Origin of the sequence: Psychrobacter sp. NG254 (assembly GCF_015277735.1) — a bacterium.
Taxonomy (GTDB): domain Bacteria; phylum Pseudomonadota; class Gammaproteobacteria; order Pseudomonadales; family Moraxellaceae; genus Psychrobacter.
In genome coordinates this window covers 309,392-326,471 of record NZ_JADHDA010000002.1, presented here as the reverse complement: position 1 = coordinate 326,471, position 17,080 = coordinate 309,392, and the positions used below count along the sequence as shown (strand labels likewise).

The 17,080-nt window shown below is 44.2% G+C and carries 14 protein-coding genes and 4 tRNA genes; 11 read left to right on the top strand and 7 right to left on the bottom strand.

Annotated features, from left to right (window positions below; all coding sequences use genetic code 11):
* Positions 1 to 158: 158 nt before the first annotated feature.
* Complete coding sequence (locus IP510_RS04055; RefSeq protein WP_194363501.1) at positions 159 to 1,292, bottom strand: aminotransferase class V-fold PLP-dependent enzyme; 1,134 nt, start codon at positions 1,290 to 1,292, stop codon at positions 159 to 161.
* A 485-nt stretch (positions 1,293 to 1,777) separates the two neighbouring features.
* Positions 1,778 to 3,199, bottom strand: a complete 1,422-nt coding sequence (gene hemA, locus IP510_RS04050; protein WP_194363500.1) for a glutamyl-tRNA reductase — start codon at positions 3,197 to 3,199, stop codon at positions 1,778 to 1,780.
* Between the two features lie 590 nt (positions 3,200 to 3,789).
* Here hemA and IP510_RS04045 point away from each other — a divergent pair.
* From IP510_RS04045 to IP510_RS04000, 10 genes are all read left to right on the top strand, one after another.
* Positions 3,790 to 5,718, top strand: a complete 1,929-nt coding sequence (locus tag IP510_RS04045) for a tetratricopeptide repeat protein (protein WP_194363499.1) — start codon at positions 3,790 to 3,792, stop codon at positions 5,716 to 5,718.
* Positions 5,719 to 5,862: 144 nt separating this feature from the next.
* Positions 5,863 to 6,495, top strand: a complete 633-nt coding sequence (gene lolB, locus IP510_RS04040; protein WP_194363498.1) for a lipoprotein insertase outer membrane protein LolB — start codon at positions 5,863 to 5,865, stop codon at positions 6,493 to 6,495.
* 72 nt (positions 6,496 to 6,567) lie between these two features.
* A complete protein-coding gene (gene ispE, locus IP510_RS04035) occupies positions 6,568 to 7,533 on the top strand; it encodes a 4-(cytidine 5'-diphospho)-2-C-methyl-D-erythritol kinase (RefSeq protein ID WP_194363497.1) in 966 nt (321 codons plus the stop codon).
* A 166-nt stretch (positions 7,534 to 7,699) separates the two neighbouring features.
* A tRNA-Gln gene (locus IP510_RS04030) sits at positions 7,700 to 7,775 on the top strand.
* Positions 7,776 to 8,019: 244 nt separating this feature from the next.
* Positions 8,020 to 8,095, top strand: a tRNA-Gln gene (locus IP510_RS04025).
* A 110-nt stretch (positions 8,096 to 8,205) separates the two neighbouring features.
* Entirely contained in the window at positions 8,206 to 9,153 is a 948-nt protein-coding gene (locus IP510_RS04020) for a ribose-phosphate pyrophosphokinase (RefSeq protein WP_194363496.1), read from the top strand.
* Positions 9,154 to 9,602: 449 nt separating this feature from the next.
* Positions 9,603 to 10,283, top strand: a complete 681-nt coding sequence (locus IP510_RS04015) for a 50S ribosomal protein L25/general stress protein Ctc (protein ID WP_194363495.1) — start codon at positions 9,603 to 9,605, stop codon at positions 10,281 to 10,283.
* Between the two features lie 170 nt (positions 10,284 to 10,453).
* Positions 10,454 to 11,035 (top strand): aminoacyl-tRNA hydrolase, encoded by a 582-nt coding sequence (pth, locus tag IP510_RS04010; protein WP_194363494.1) that lies wholly within the window; start codon positions 10,454 to 10,456, stop codon positions 11,033 to 11,035.
* 100 nt (positions 11,036 to 11,135) lie between these two features.
* A complete protein-coding gene (panD, locus tag IP510_RS04005) occupies positions 11,136 to 11,516 on the top strand; it encodes an aspartate 1-decarboxylase (RefSeq protein WP_010196068.1) in 381 nt (126 codons plus the stop codon).
* Positions 11,517 to 11,750: 234 nt separating this feature from the next.
* Positions 11,751 to 12,731 carry a calcium/sodium antiporter gene (locus tag IP510_RS04000; RefSeq protein WP_194363493.1) on the top strand — a complete coding sequence of 327 codons (981 nt, stop codon included), beginning with the start codon at positions 11,751 to 11,753 and terminating at the stop codon, positions 12,729 to 12,731.
* 57 nt (positions 12,732 to 12,788) lie between these two features.
* Here the strand turns inward: IP510_RS04000 and IP510_RS03995 are convergent, their stop codons facing one another.
* The 3 genes from IP510_RS03995 to IP510_RS03985 all read right to left on the bottom strand — a co-directional run bounded on the left by IP510_RS03995 (position 12,789) and on the right by IP510_RS03985 (position 14,122).
* Positions 12,789 to 13,442, bottom strand: coding sequence for an RDD family protein (locus IP510_RS03995; RefSeq protein ID WP_194363492.1), 654 nt, complete (start codon positions 13,440 to 13,442; stop codon positions 12,789 to 12,791).
* Positions 13,443 to 13,769: 327 nt separating this feature from the next.
* Positions 13,770 to 13,846, bottom strand: a tRNA-Arg gene (locus IP510_RS03990).
* A 186-nt stretch (positions 13,847 to 14,032) separates the two neighbouring features.
* Positions 14,033 to 14,122, bottom strand: a tRNA-Ser gene (locus tag IP510_RS03985).
* Between the two features lie 365 nt (positions 14,123 to 14,487).
* Here IP510_RS03985 and IP510_RS03980 point away from each other — a divergent pair.
* The gene (locus tag IP510_RS03980) at positions 14,488 to 15,282 is read left to right on the top strand and encodes a hydroxymethylpyrimidine/phosphomethylpyrimidine kinase (protein WP_194363491.1); all 795 of its coding nucleotides are present in this window, start codon (positions 14,488 to 14,490) and stop codon (positions 15,280 to 15,282) included.
* Between the two features lie 87 nt (positions 15,283 to 15,369).
* Here IP510_RS03980 and IP510_RS03975 read toward each other — a convergent pair whose 3' ends face one another.
* Positions 15,370 to 15,939, bottom strand: a complete 570-nt coding sequence (locus IP510_RS03975; protein WP_194363490.1) for a YggT family protein — start codon at positions 15,937 to 15,939, stop codon at positions 15,370 to 15,372.
* A gap of 162 nt (positions 15,940 to 16,101) precedes the next feature.
* Positions 16,102 to 16,935: a pyrroline-5-carboxylate reductase gene (gene proC / locus IP510_RS03970; RefSeq protein ID WP_194363489.1), complete on the bottom strand. Its 834-nt coding sequence runs from the start codon at positions 16,933 to 16,935 to the stop codon at positions 16,102 to 16,104.
* Between the last annotated feature and the right edge of the window lie 145 nt (positions 16,936 to 17,080).

The window sequence follows — 17,080 nt, the reverse complement described above, 5'->3', positions numbered from 1 at the left end:
TATAAAATATAATAAAAAGGTAAAAAAATACTGAACCATTAGCATTATGCTGGGTTCAGTATTTTTTAAATACTGTTAGGACTATACTGTAAAGGCTTTAAAAAAGGCTTAACAAGCTATCCTATTAATATCTTTATCAGCCCTCTTAATGCCTATAACTACTGGCTCAGCACTTTATCAAGTGCCGCTTCAAAACGCGCTACGGTACCATCGATATCGGTTAATTTATCCAAACCAAATAAACCTAAACGGAAAGTTTTAAAATTATCAGGCTCGCCTACTTTTAATGGTACGCCAGCAGCGATTTGCACCCCGATTTCAGCGAAGGCACTACCTCTATGCATGTCATCACGATCGGTATAAGACACGACAACACCCGGTGCTTTAAAGCCTTCAGCAGCGACGCTCTCGACGCCTTTAGCTTCTAATACTTCACGAATACGCTTGCCAAGTGTCCACTGCGCCTCACACAACTTATCAAAACCAATTGCTTTGGCTTCATTAACAGCATCACGGAATTGACGCAAACTGTCTGTCGGCATCGTTGCATGATAGGCATGACCGCCGTTCTCGTAGGCACGCATAATGTTTAGCCACTGCTTTAGATCGATACTAAAGCTATCTGACTCAGTGCTGTCTACTTTTGTGACAGCCGCATCGCTTAGCATGACCAAACCAGCGCTCGGTGTACTGCTCCAACCTTTTTGCGGTGCGCTAATCAGTACATCAATACCCAATGCTTTCATATTTAACCATACGCAGCCTGAAGCGATACAGTCAATGACTAACAATCCGCCAACGCTATGCACAGCCTCGCTCAAGGCTTTGATATAGTCCTCTGACAAGATGATGCCCGATGAGGTTTCGACATGCGGTGCAAACACAACAGCTGGCTTTTCTTCTTGAATCTTCGCAACTGCTTCGTCAATGTCCACAGGTGAGAACGGCTTTTCAGCATTGCCTTCTTCACGATGCGCTGTCAAAACGGTAGTCGATTTTGCAATTTTTCCTTTTTCTAAGATTTGCGTCCAGCGATAGCTAAACCAGCCATTACGAATGATTAGGCAGTCTTCATCATTTGCCAACTGGCGAGCGACTGCTTCCATGCCGTAAGTACCAGAACCAGGAACGATCACCACTGCGTCCGCGTTATACACAGATTTTAGGTCACTAGATAGATCGTTCATCACTTGCTGAAAGGCTTTTGACATATGGTTCAGCGCGCGATCGGTGTAAACCACTGAATACTCTAATAAGCCGTTTGGATCGATATCTTGACGTAATGCAGGCATTGAACACTCCTAGTGTATGGGTAGATAATTAATGGCTCTTCACATCTCATATCATGATGTCTGAACATGCAGATAATAGGAATACCCATATTGTCAGATATCATTGATGGTTGAAGGACACAGAATATAAGGCTAACGAAAAAGATTTGCGTCTATGTAAAAGAGTGAGAATGCGACCGAATACAAAGGTATCAGTCATGACTCAAGTGAGATAGACGCTATCACTCTTTTATAGTGGATTGACTACAATACGTTAACCAAGCCATTTGTGAGAGCTTGATATTAGCACTGATGCTGAGTGTTGACAACGACACGCGCAGGCAACGATATGGCTTGCGCTATTAGGCATTTATTGATAAGAAGCTTTTTGATGATAAGGAGTTTATCAATAGGAAAATACTAGTAGGTATGAATGGTTAACGCTACTTGAAGCGTTGATTGATACGTTGATTAACAGACATCAACTGACCGCGGCAGCGAGACAGTCAATGCCCTCGGTGAGCGTCTTGCAATCCTGATACCACAAAATCGAGCAGATCACTATCTCCCTCACGAGCCGCTTTGCGCATCAGCTTCGACGGCGCATGGGTCAATGTTTGGGTCAGACGCCTTGATAGCTCGGTAATGATATCTTCTGGGCTGGTATTGTCCTGTTGCAGCTGAGCAATAGATTCCTGCAGCAGTTTCTCGACTTGACCCTGAGTACAAGCACGATACTGCTGGATATCTTTGCCCACTTGGCGCACCTGAAAACGGCGATCAATCTCAACAATCAATTGACTGACCAACAATTCAGCATCGACTGCTGCTTGGCGACGTTGTTCGATATTGCCTGCAATCACGTGCTGCAAATCATCGATAGAGTACAGATAGATATCATCAATACGGCTGATGGTCGAGTCGATATCACGCGGTACCGCCAAATCTATCATTAGCATCGGCTGATAACGGCGACGCTTCAATGCCTGTATGGTCATAGGTTTATCAATCAATAGATCCATACTGCCACTACAACTGCTGACAATATCTGCTTCTGATAATAATTGCGGCAATGCCTGCAACGGGTGTACTTCTATGCGCCGGTCAGGATGATGCAGTTCAGCCGCTAACGCTTCCGCGCGCTCAGGATTACGATTGCAAATAATAACGCGCCCCACCCCAAGACCTGCAATATGGGTGGCGACCAAACGATTCATCTCGCCTGCCGCGACGACCAGTAACGTACGACTGGGCAGATCATCAAATATCTGTGTGACCAGTTTGGCTGCGGCAAAGCTGAGTGATACTGCCTGCGCCCCCACTTGCGTCTCGTTACGCACTCGCTTGGCAGCGGCAAACACCTGGTCGACGATCCAGCCAAGCTGATTACTCAATACTTTTTGCTCTTGGGCCAGATGTACTGAACGCTTGATCTGACCAAGGATTTGTGGCTCGCCCAATATCATGGAGTCCAGTCCCGCGGCTACTCTAAGCCAATGCGTTAATGCATGAGTGTCGCGGTGTACATAGAGATAAGGGTCAATATCAGCAAGCGGCAGTTTTTTAAAATCAGCAAGCCAAGTCTTAATCTTAGTGATATGATTGCTCATAGCAGCAGCAGAAACGTTGGTGCTGCTGACAAAGTTAGACAACGACTGCTCAGCAGATTCGGCGGCTTGGCTATCTACTGGCTGACTGCCCGATGATGACGAGCCCGATATCTGTGATGCCGAGCTTTGATGGGTTGGATTCTGCGGTACCAGCGCATAAATCTCGGTACGATTGCAAGTGGAGACAATCACACTACCATCTGTAAAGGTCTCTATCTGCTCAAGTGCGACATTCACATCGTCACCCACAAGTGCCAAGCGCTCTCGCAGAGCGACTGGTGCAGTTTTGTGATTGACCCCAATGACCACTAATCTCATTATCGATAGACCATAAACATAATGCTCATCTGCCTCTGACGCTATCTTATTATTTTTAAAAGACAGTCTTTGATGACAGCGTTAAAAGGAAAACCCTAAAAACCGCCTATTATATCATTATTGCTAGCTTTAATTAACACTCACCCAGCTATGATGACTATTTGTCTGTATCTGGGCATTACTGTAACAAATCAACTACTCATGTGATTGATAAAACCAATGGTTGAATTTGAGCAAGTCCTCAGTCAGAGCACATTAAATCATTCGCTTACTGAACCATAACTTGTTATATTTCCATAATATTCTGTTCAATATGCTTATCTGTTTTTGATCGTCTTTTAATTGCTATCACTATAAATGTTGAGACATTCCCTGCCAATCGTTACAGGCTTTTAAAACAACGCTAGTCACTAGATGGCTAGTATTAACTAAATAGCTGCCACTATCTGAGTAACACGGACACTATTGTATAGATTGTCTGTCTACTCTTATAATGTCTGTCATGGGTAATCGTGGTTACCATTTTATTTGAAATGATTAAGATAAAATTGCTTTTTATAGAGGCAAATCAGGGGCGAATACGGTTGTCTATGGTTTTTTTCGGATCATTATTTCGAGCAAGTCCTCCATATAGCGAGCAACACAGCCTCCGTGCTCTGTTGCAGGTCGTTATCGAGCGTCTATGCCAACAATATAAGCTGGCGCTATCATTGGCAGTTTGCCTGTGCCTGACGGTACCTGCCTATGCCAGTCATCCTGATACCTCAGTAGAAGCACAAATCCCAAAGATACCCGTATCTAATAGCGTTATTAGACGAACTGATAGCGGTAATGATATTGTTACATCCGACGGCGGCGACAGCCAAGCCAAAGATTATGTGACCAACATCGATGGTTTAGCACCCACCAGTTTATGGCAGCCAGAGCTCAATGAACCTAGTTTATATGCGCTATTGGATGCAGAGTTTTCTGCTGATCGCAATGACAAGCAACGTGCGATTGCGATCTATAAGCAGCAATCTTTTAAAGAGGATGCCACTGCAGTATTTGAGAGAGCCCTTAGCCTCTCGCTGCGTAGTGAAAGAGTTGAGGATTCATTACAATTTGCCAAGTCATGGCAAGATCAAAACCCTGATCACGTGCCTGCTTGGTTTTATGTCGCGCATTTGGCATTACGGGCGCACGATTACATTCTAGCTGGCGAAACCTTAAACCGTATCTTGCGTTACGATCCGCGTGCCGATTTGAGTGAGATTTTGATTGGTATTTATCCCAATGATGACGAGGATAAGCGCGAATTACTCGCCGCCTTGCAACCTCTAGATAGTGAGCAAAATGCGTCATTATCTGTACTAAAAGCCGGCTTACTCTATCAATTCAATGAGCCTGAGATTGCTATTGTCCATATCAATCGTGCGCTAGATCGTCAGCCCGATTACGTACCCTTTATCACTTTAAAAGCCGATATATTACGTAAAATCGTCACAGCAGAGACGGTTCTCAAATATATCAGTCAAGCACGTTTGCGCAACACTGATAGCAAAAGACTGTATTTATACGAGATTCGCTACCTACTCGACTTAAAACAAAGTAAGCAAGCTTGGGAGTTATTACTCGAGGCGCATGACGGCTTCAGTGATGACGCCGAGATTACCTTGCTTGCGGCATTGGTAAGCCTAGATATCGAAGAATATGCGAGCGCTGACAGCCTGCTAAATATGCTCGCCAAGAGTCCGACTTACCTGAACCAAGCTTATTACTATCTTGGTATCAGTGCAGAGCGTCAGCAGCGTTTTGAGCAAGCCAAATACTATTTCAATGGTGTCATGCAAGAGGATTTGGTATTAGAGGCTCGTAGAAAGGTGGTCGCTTTTGAATTGCTCAATGACAATGTCGATGCGGCCATTGCGACGTTAGAAAAACTGCGTAAAGACTTTGCAGTGTTTGCCCCCGATACCTTTGTGATGCAAGCCGATATTCTATGGCAGCAAAACGACTCCGCAGAAGCGCTGCGCTTGCTCACGCGAGCTGCTCGTAAATACCCTGACAATGAAATGCTGATGTTTGCACGTGCTCAGCTCTTGAATGACAAAGACGACTATATCGTCAAACGCACCTTGCTCAATCATTTGCAGGCACTAGATCCTAGCAATTTGTCCTACCAGCTTAGCTATGCAGAGTTATTACTGGCTAATGAGCGCAGCTATGAACAAGGGCTGACACTCGCGACATCGATTATTAAAATTCGCTACGATGACCCTCGCTACGACAACGAACTGCATTTGCAAGCCCTTAATATATTGGCAGGTAACGCACTGGCCAAAGAAAACTATCAGCAAGTCATTGACTATCTGCAGACGCCTTATGATGTCCTTCCAACGCTGCGCTCAGGTACGCTCTTATTGCGTGCTTATCAAGGGCTGGGCAATAATGACGAAGTCGAAGCTCTACTGACAGATTTGCAGCAGCGTTTCTCATTTGGCCAGCACAATATCAATGACCGCATACAACTCTATTGATAGTAAATCCTTCCTGTTCAGCCTTTTGATCCGTGTTTACAATGCGCTTATAAGATACTAACAGCCGGGCATAACCGAGCAACAAATAACGCTTAAGCTAAACGCTTTGATCATTTGCTCCTTTTTCTATTGCGAGAACACCTTATGTCAGCATCAATCACTGCTTTGAAACCAAATAAACTGGCGCTATTTAGTGCCATGGCCGCAGCGATGGTCATCACATCGGGCTGCCAGTCACTAAAGACAGCCAATGCGACAAGCCAGCCTATGACCACCATACAAGCTCAAAACGCTGAGCAGCCCAAAAAGTTAGAGAGCTTCAATATCACCGGTAAGATTGGCGTCACGACAGCGGCTAATGACTCAACTGGTGCTCAAGGCGGTAGTGCGTTTTATGCATGGGGTCAGCAAAACGACCGTTTTGCGATCGAGTTGATTGGCGCACTAGGTATTGGCAAAACCAACATTGAATACAATGGTCAGACAGCGACTCTCGTCAGCGAAAAGACCGGTACCTTGACTGCTGCTGATCCTGAGACACTGCTCAAAAAAGCGACTGGCTGGCAAGCGCCGATCTCACAAATGCCGTATTGGGTATCTGGACGTCCTGCACCTTCAGACAGTGCGCCAAAGCTAGATAGTCAAAACCGTTTGGTCAACTCAGTCAATGGTGACTGGAGTGCCAGTTTTACTTATAAAGGTGATGAGAAACTACCAAGCAAAATCAGTGCTGTACAACCACAAGGCAATAAAGTTGTGATGACTATTAATCATTAATGATAAGATTTTGATTGCATTCCTTTGCTTATTAAAACAGCCATCCATGACTGAGATTTATGGTTAAAATTTATGACTGAAATTTTCGCCGTTCGATCTACCTCTACCATTACTCGCTTATCCCCTGCAAAGATTAATCTGTTTTTGCACATCATGGGTAAGCGCGATGATGGCTATCATAATTTGCAAACCGTATTTCGCTTGCTTGATTGGGGTGATTATTTGCATTTTTCGGTGACCGATGATGCAGTGATTTATACGGATAATGATAAATTAGATGCTAATAAACTCTGCCATCAGCTGCTGACATTGGCTGGTGCAGAGGCTATTACTGCTAGCGTAGAAGACAATTTAATCTTCAAAGCGGCACGCGCATTGCTCTCTGCTGCCATGCAGTCGAATAGTTTTCCCAAGCAGTTGGCACGAATAGCTGTCACTGTAGACAAGCATTTACCAATGGGCGCAGGATTGGGTGGTGGCTCCTCTAATGCTGCCACTACCTTATTGGTATTAAATGAGATTTGGCAGTTTAATTTATCCAGTGATGCTCTCATAAAAATCGGTGCGACAGTGGGTGCGGATGTGCCCATATTTATCTTTGGCCAAGATGCTATCGCGATGGGTATTGGTGAGGAGCTGACAGCGATTGATTTGCCAGAGCAGCAGTATTTAATCTTAACGCCTGATGCCCATGTCAATACTGCAAAGCTGTTCGCGCATCCTAAATTACAACGTGATATTGCTGTGATATCGGTTGAGACGATTAAAAATCAGTCCAATGACTATGTACAAACTCTGACCAACCCCTATCAAAATATTTTTACGCCAGTGGTGACGAGCCTCGCACCTGCTGTTAGAGAAGCATTGGATTACTTGCAAGGATTAGAGGCGCAAGCACTAGGCACAGCACGAATGACTGGCTCTGGTAGCGCAGTGTTTTTGCCATTGCATGCAAGCGTGGCTACTGACAAGACACTTCTAGCAAAGTGGGTTGCAGAAGCACCTTGCGCAGGATATATGGTAAGTAGTCTGGCATAGCATTTGCGGTGCTAGATATTTTCCTTTTAGTACAATAGCAGGGAAAAATGCAGGTGTCGTAGGGTACTAAAACGATGCTGTCTTCCATGATTTGTGAATAAATGCCATAAAAAGCCGCAAAGGACTTGCAAAATCTGAAAATTTACTTATAATAGGTCGCCTCAATAGGGGTATAGCCAAGTTGGTAAGGCATCAGGTTTTGATCCTGACATCCGTTGGTTCGAGTCCAGCTACCCCTGCCATTTTTAAGTTCAAAGCGTTCGATGTGCATACAATATAAGCAGTATTATACATACCCGCTTATCGTATTGACATTGACAACGTTATCCCAGTTTCGGTATAGTTCGCAATGAGCACCGTTAGGGAAACGTTATATTGTAAATGGTTTATCCGTTTATAAAATAGCGAACAGGTTGTGACGTTATACTAACAATGACTTTTATCAAAAGTTTCCGTTAATATCGACGTACACTATCTAGACATTACAGGGGTATAGCCAAGTTGGTAAGGCATCAGGTTTTGATCCTGACATCCGTTGGTTCGAGTCCAGCTACCCCTGCCATTTTTTACTGTAATAGTAGTCATCAATCTTTTTCACCACTCTTTTCTGAATTTGAGCAGTTTGACACTGCTTAGCGGTCGCTGCTTGAGTCAATCAATAGGACTTCTGTCATGCCTTATTTGGCGATTTTTACGGGCAATGCCCACCCAGAATTAGCAAAAACCGTAGCCGATCATCTCCATATACCTCTTGGTAAAGCTGACATCACGCGTTTTTCTGATGGCGAAATTGCCGTGGAAATCAAAGAGCACGTGCGTGGTAAAGACGTGTTTATCATGCAGCCTACTTGCGCTCCGACCAATGACAACTTGATGGAAATCATGATGATGGCAGACGCTTTGCGTCGCTCTAGTGCTGGTCGTATCACAGCTGTCATGCCTTATTTCGGTTATGCGCGTCAAGATCGTCGTCCTCGTTCGGCGCGTGTGCCTATCTCTGCCAAAGTCGTCGCTGACATGCTAAACATCGTTAGTATCGATCGCGTAATGACTGTTGATTTGCACTCAGATCAGATTCAGGGTTTCTTTGATATCCCTGTAGACAACATCTACGGCACGCCTGTGCTATTGAATGACCTACAAAAACAAGATTATGACAACATCATGGTTGTCTCACCTGATGTGGGCGGCGTGGTTCGTGCACGTGCAATGGCCAAGCAGTTGGGTGATACCGACATGGCAATTATTGACAAACGCCGTGCGCGCGCCAACGAATCACAAGTGATGCACATCATCGGTGATGTTCGTGACCGTGATTGCGTCATTGTTGATGATATGGTTGATACCGCTGGTACGCTATGTAAAGCTGCTGAAGCATTGAAAGCAAATGGTGCACGCCGCGTTCTTGCTTATATTACTCACCCTGTCCTATCTGGTAATGCACTCAAAAACATCAATGAATCTGCATTAGATGAATTGGTTGTGACTGATACCATTCCACTATCTGCTGAAGCCAAAGCCTGTAGCAAGATTCGTCAGGTCAGTATCGCGCCAATGCTTGCTGAAAGCTTACGCCGTATCAATAACGAAGAATCTATCAGCGCCATGTTTGACGCTTAGATTTTATTGAGTATTTGTCATCCTTCTCTTTGGCAATGCTAGTCATAAAATACTGCTTAAGTTTAAGAAAAAGCGTCAAGTACTCTTACTTGGCGCTTTTTTTGTTTGGTCGCTTTGATTACTGATTCTACACAGTCATTTTGCGTAGGTCTTTATTATTGCTACAGAATCACGTATAATGCGCGCCTGTGCCGACTGTTTGTCTGATTCAATCAGGTTGGCATCATTCGAAGTGCTGATCATGCCCAAAATAATGCAGACAGTGATAGTAATTATCATAAAAGCCTTATTGTGAGCAAACGGCTAAAGTCGTGCCTTATGACGGTTATGAACCATAACGACTATGAGCAATGACACTTTTTAGCCATCATCACGTCTTAGTGGATTGGTCGCAAATCCACTTTTTTATGACCAGACACTTCTCCATTCTTTTTATTAGGATTACATCCATGAGCATTAACCATTTTGAGCTAAACGCAGTTGATCGTTCTGCTGACCAACAAGGTAAAGGTGCGAGCCGCCGCCTACGTAAGCAGAAACTAGTTCCTGCTATCATCTATGGTGGTAATGAAGAGCCAACGTCTATTTCTATCAAGATTAACGAATTGGTAAAATCGCTTGAATTTGAAGCGTTCTTCTCACACATTTTGACCATCAATGTTGACGGCGTAGAGCATCAAGCTGTTATCAAAGATTTGCAACGCCATCCTGCTAAAGGTTTCCCAATGCATGCTGATTTCCAGCGCGTTGTGAAAGGTCAGAAAATCACTATGAACGTTCCTGTTCATTTTGCTGGTAAAGAAGAAGCGCCAGGCACTGCAAAAGCCGGTGTTTTGTCAACGCTAGTATCTGACATCGAAATCTCTTGCATTCCATCACTACTACCTGAGTATCTAGAAATAGACGTATCTGGTATGGAAATAGGTGATTTGCTTCGTTTATCAGACATCAAACTTCCTGAAGGCGTTGTTATCAACGAACTTGAGTTAGAAGATGGCCATGACCGTACTATCGCTAACATGATGCCACCAACAGTTGAAGAAGTTGATGCAGACGCTGAAGTTGATGCAGCTGACGTACCAGCAACTGAGCAAAACGCTGACGCTGAAGAGAAAAAAGACGACGAGTAATATAATATATCTGTATGGCTAATGCCGTACAGTCATATGTTCGTTTAGTCAACAAGACAGCAGGTGATGAATATCTCCTGCTGTTTTTGTAAGTAAAGTTTGAAAACAAACGATTTATCGATGTTTTTAGACCCTACCCGTCATTTATCAAATTCAAGCAAGGTATTTTTATGGCCATAAAGCTTATTGTCGGTCTTGGTAACCCTGGTCAGCAGTATATGTTTACGCGTCATAATGCAGGATTTTGGTTTGTCCATCATTTGGCTCAGCAGTTCAACATTACGCTCGCGCCTGACAAAAAATTTCATGGCGTCACTGGACGCGGACAAATTCACGGACACGATGTTCGTCTATTAATGCCGCTCACGTTTATGAATAAATCTGGTGAATCTGTGGTACCAATGGTAAATTTCTATGGTATCCAAAATGATGAGCTACTGATCGCCCATGATGAGCTCGACATTGCAGCGGGCAGTATCAAACTTAAAACTGCTGGTGGTCACGGTGGTCACAACGGCTTACGTGATATCACACCGCACATTGGCAGCGACTTCCATCGTCTGCGTGTGGGCATCGGTCATCCTGGACACAAATCCAAAGTCAGCGGACATGTGCTGTCTAAAGCATCGCCTGATGAGCAAATTGCTATCGATAGTGCACTGACAGCCGCCTTTGAGGCGCTGCCACTACTACTAGATGGTGATGTCGAAAAAGCCCGCTCACAAATCAATAGCTTTAAATTACCTGAATAATATACCGGCTCTATTATAATAGCCTTTTATTTTGGCAACTTTGTCCCCATTAACCTTTTGATTTCGTTAATTAATATCAGTTACGCCAAGGAACCAACCTATGCTACTTAATATGCTTAAATGCAAATTACATCGTGCTCGCGTTACTCATGCCGAGCTTCATTACGAAGGCTCATGTGGCATCGATGGTGACCTATTAGATCTTGCAGGTCTACGTGAAAACGAGTCTATCGATATCTACAACGTGACCAATGGCAAACGTTTTCGCACTTATGCTATCCGTGCAGAAGCAGGCTCCGGTATTATCTCGCTAAATGGCGCGGCAGCTCATATGGCAGATTTGGGCGACATCGTTATTATCTGTGCGTATGCTCATTTTGACGAAGTGGAAGCGTCAACCTATCAGCCAAAACTGGTCTACTGTAACGAAGACAACACGGTAAAAGACACGGCCAATATCATTCCAGTACAAGTGGCTTAAGAACATTGCTTAAGTAAATCACTTAAAAGCTTGTTACATAAAGTATGAGTAAATGCGTCAACATACCATTGCCGTTGTTATCAAACTCCCATTAAAATACTTGTACTTATATCGAAGCTGAATCCAGATTGTGATTCAGCTTTTTTTTATGCCATTTTTATGCCATTTTTATGCGATGTAAGATTATTCAAAACCCAATAGCTATTTTTTATCCCTAACAAAGGAGTTATCTACATGTGGTTGGCAGTCATTGCAATTTTGATTGGTCTAGCAATTTTGGTGTGGAGCGCTGATGTTTTTATCGATGGCGCAACAGCATTGGCAAAAAAGTTTCGAGTACCCAGTTTCTTAATTGGTGTGCTTATTTTAGGTATTGGTACCTCAGCACCAGAGATGGTGGTGTCGGTATTAGCCGCGTTAGATGGCAGTCCTGAGCTGGCACTAGGCAACGCGTATGGCTCAAACATTATTAATATCGCCTTGGTACTGGGTGCAACAGTTCTTATCAGTCCTATCATCATCCGTAAGGGCATCGTAAGGCGCGATCTGCCACTGCTGCTGCTAGTCACTGCCACAGCTGCTTGGCAACTGCGTGATGGCTTACTCAGCCAAGCTGACGGTATCGTACTACTGCTGCTATTGGTTGCCGTGTTGGGAATACAGATCGTCATGAGTATCCGCGAAGGCTATCATGAGCATGAAGATGATGTGGTTATAGAAAATGCAGATCCAGATGATGTAGAGCTGAGCATAGCGCGTGGTCTTGGAAGCTTACTGCTTGGTATGTTAATGCTGGTACTCAGTTCACGTGCTATCGTTTGGGGCGCCGTGGAGTTAGCAACGCTCTGGGGGCTCAGCGAGCTTATCATTGGTCTCACGATCGTCGCGGTTGGTACGTCACTGCCTGAGCTGGTATCGAGCTTGTCAGCTGCGCGTAAAGGCGAGCATGATATGGCGCTAGGCAATATTATCGGCTCTAATGTTTTTAATACCCTAGCAGTGGTCGGATTGGCGACCATCATTGCCCCTATCACTGTTAGTCCTGTGATTTTGTCACGTGATGTATTAGCAATGGGATTGATAACGGTGTTACTCGTCGCCCTCTGTGTCTTTGCATTTGTGACCAAGCGTCAATTTGGTCGTACTTCAGGCGCCACGTTGATACTGTTTTTTGTGGGCTATACGGGATGGCTGATTCAAACTGCTAATATGTAACGATCAAAGGGCATCAAAAGACAATGTGTCCAAAGGCGATGGCGATGGCAATGCGATTTACTTTCCTTGCTTGCGGTTTCTAATCACCCGCCATAGTCCTTCATTCTCTGTTTTTGGCATTTTTAATGTGATGGTATTCGATAACATATCCTGTACTGCGAGGCCACGAGGGTTAAAGAGGCAAAACGCATAATTAAAAACGAAGCCCAAAAAAGCACTGGTTAGCAAAACAGCACGCGAGCCATCGATGACACTACCAATCACACCAAAGACAATAGGCATAATACTGGCAGCCAAAATCCGTTTGAATGACTGTCCCCACGTCAGCAAATGACCATTATTATTGACTGTCTTTAATCTCCAAGTCTGCATACCCAATGTCTGTCCACCACGGCGCCAAAATATCCCGTAAAATCCCACCAACGTCAGTATAAAAGACGGCGTCATAATGACGTTTTGATACCAGGTTGGCAGTGACTGGGCTTGCGAAGAGTCTGTACCAGTATTCATGGTCAGCAGTGTGCCAATCACAGTCAGAATAGTCCCTACCAAAAATAACAACGCTAAAATCAACATACCATCATAAAGAATCGCTGCCATACGGGTACCAGCTTTGGCAATCGTTGGTTCTTCAACGTCAGAGGAATGATTCGCTGAGACTGTTTTTTTAGTAGCAGATTTGGATGGGCGTTTAGGTAAACTTTTTGACATGGTACAAGCTCATAGCCAACAATGAATAATGGCTCTATTGTACCGTAAATGATGGCTTTATCGTACATTATCCTAAACGATGGCTCAATCGTATCAGCACCAAACTTAGCGGCCAATCACAAACGAGAATCACAACAGACAGTCATAGAATAAAAGTAATTAATACTACCAGGCAAAGAGAGGCTGCACAGAGCAAGGTGAGACAGACAAAAGCATTCAGTAGAGTCAAAGCTCATAAATTGCAGACATAAAAAAACCGCCAATTGTCATAAGACAGGCGATTGATTTAATGTTTTCTTTAGACTGGCTAAAGAGTGATGATGCAAATGGTGCGCTTGGAGAGATTCGAACTCCCGACCCCTTAGTTCGTAGCCAAGTGCTCTATCCAACTGAGCTACAAGCGCGTACTTTGCACATCATTTACTGAATTGTTAAAAACAATTGCAGCAAATTAGGTTGGTTATTATATAGATAATTTCGCTTGTGTCAATATCTTTTTTTATTAAAATCAAATTATTTTTTGCTTTAATAAAACAGAGGATAATTAACGCTTTTATATGGCGTCACTACTCTACTAAAAACCGAATAAATGGAGGTGAAGGAGGGATTCGAACCCTCGATACGCGCAAACGTATGGTTCCTTAGCAGGGAACTGGTTTCAGCCACTCACCCACTTCACCAAACGACGTAAGACTTTTTAAGTTCTAAAAAATAGTATTATTGCTGATAATACGTCTTATCCCGTGGGCGAGTATTATAGCAAAGCCGAAACGAATTGCAAGCGTTGTATATAGATTTAATGCGATTTTTATCATATTTATTTATTTATAGAGTCTTATGCCCTTTTGAACGACCAAAACCTCAATAAAAGCCAATAAAAATGGCATTTAAACCTGCTTGCAGGCTCTGAGTAACTGTTTGTTGATGAATGAGCTATTTACAGACGACCTCGCGCCTACTATGGCTTTTTTAGTGCTGGGTGTCTATAGTATTTGTCACCGAGTTAACATACTTAAAAATCAAAATGTTTAAAAAAGGAATGATTATGCGACCTGTCGTACTGTGCTTTTCAGGATTAGACCCTTCAGGCGGTGCTGGACTACAAGCAGACATCGAAGCCATCGGACAGTCAGGTGCTCATGCTGCTATTGCTTGTACGGCAGTCACTATACAAAGCTCACAGCAAGTATTTGGTTTTGAGGCGTGTGCGGCAAGCCTAGTGAAAGATCAAGCCACCGCAGTGCTAGATGACCTACCTGTTAGCGCCATCAAATCAGGCATGCTGGGCACCACTGACAATATTGCGATGCTGACACGCTTATTTGCTGAGCAAATCATTGCAAAGGGGATGCCTTTTGTCCTAGACCCTGTATTGGTCGCCAATAGTGGTGGCAGCTTGGGTGATGAAAAAACGCTCGTCAGTGCATTTAGGCAGCTACTGCCCTACGCCACCTTGATTACGCCAAATACCCATGAGCTTCGAGCGTTAAGCGGTGAGCAAGACCTGCATATTGCTGCAAAAAAACTGTGCTCACAAGGCGCTAATGCAGTACTGGTAAAAACCTCGCACGACTTTGATAGCGGCGATATCGAGCAGTACCTATATATACAAGGCGAGATGGTGCACCAAAGCACTCTGCCGCGCCTAGATGGCGAGTTCCATGGTTCAGGCTGCTCGCTTGCCAGCTTTATCGCTGGTCGCTTGGCAATGGGCGATACGCTCATCGATGCGGTAAAAGCTGCCGATAGCTGGATTACCCAAACCTTGCGCGCGGCTGACGCACCGCATCCTGACAATGCTAAAGCGCAATTGATACCCAACCGCTTTATAAAGGTTTAACGTAAGATACAAATGATAGATATAAAAAAGGCGCTCTATGTTTTTATAGAGCGCCTTTTTCTATGGCAGATTTCTAGCTTGTTAAGACTAACCTAACATTGGCAGCACACTCGCGGCCAAACCACCGATGAATATCTCAAGCAAATAAAAGGCTAAGAAAGCGACCATAGGCGATAAGTCGAGCATACCTAGATTTGGCGTGATACGACGAAATGGCGCTAGAACTGGCTCTGCTAAGTTAATAATAATGCCAATAATAGGATGCTCAGATCTGGTAAACACCACAATCCAGCTCACGATGATAGAACCAATCACCAAGTAGCGACACATACGCAAAAAATCTAATAGTAAGCTGGTCGTACCTGTAAAAAACAGTGGTACAGGGGCAATGCCTTTATGCGTCAATGCCGCTTTTCCAGAGATATCAATCAGACGAATCAGAAACATCAGGATAATAGCCGCAATACTGATCCGACCTTGTGCTACGGTCGGAAAGATACGCCCAAACACATCGACGATATGAGTCGCTTTATAAGCAGGTGCAATCATAGGATTGCTCGCGTCCATCCCTGCAAACTGCAACATAAAACGAATAAACACCAGCATCATAGCGAATGTGGTGACCAAATCAAAAATTTGAAATAACATGTTGTTCATGAAGTGCTACTCAATGTGACGTTATTAACAGGTTATAGGATGACAAATGTCACTATCAGTTGCTGATGACCAGATACTGATGACCAGATGCTGATGACTATACGATAGGTGACGTTATAAGACAGCTCATGGATTTTGTAGCATAAGCTGTCTTATAGTGAACTACTTGCTCATCTCTTCACTCAATGCTTGGCTGCGATCATAGCAAGCTTGCATGGCTTCACCGATCTGGCGGCCGATTTCATTGGCTTGCATTGATTCAACGGCCGCTTGTGTTGTACCGTTTGGTGAGGTGACCTTGCGGCGCAGCTCGGCGGGTGCATCATCACTATTCATTGCCATTTTTGCCGCACCAATCATGGTTTGCATCGCAAGCGCTGAGGCCTGCTCTTTATCTAGCCCTAAGCTCACGGCGCTATCGACCATCGATTCAATGAAGTAAAACATATACGCGGGCGCTGACCCTGATACAGCGGTGACTGCATGCATATGCGCTTCGTCATCGACCCACATAACCAAACCTGATGCTTCCATCACCGCAGTTGCTAATGCTTTTTGTTCTGCTGAGATATTATCTGTACCATAAAGACCCGTCGCACCCATCTGAATCATAGAAGGCGTGTTTGGCATTGCACGGACGATATTGCCATAACCGCCCATCATGTTTGATAAAAGATCCGTCGACAAGCCTGCCGCCACTGAAATCACTAGCTGGTTGTCTAACGCATCTGCAAAGCTACTGACCACTACTTTCATCATTTGTGGTTTTACTGCCAGCACCACGATGTCTGCACCGATCACAGCAGATTTAGGATCAGCCATTGGGTCAACGGTATTTAGACCTTTGGCGGCCAATTGCTCACGTACATCACTGCTAGGATCAGCGACGGTAATGAGACTCGGTTTGATGCCGCAGCCAACAAGACCACTGATGAGCGCTTGCGCCATGTTTCCGCCACCAATAAAACTGATTTTCTTATTATCTAATACCGACATACTTGTCTCCTAGTCACAACATTCAAAGGTATTCAACTTAACGTATTGATATATAAAACGACACTCAGTTTATCATACTGCCACTATCCTCGTTTGATAAATTCGAGATGTCACTCCAAGACATCGCTCATCGTATCAAACCAAA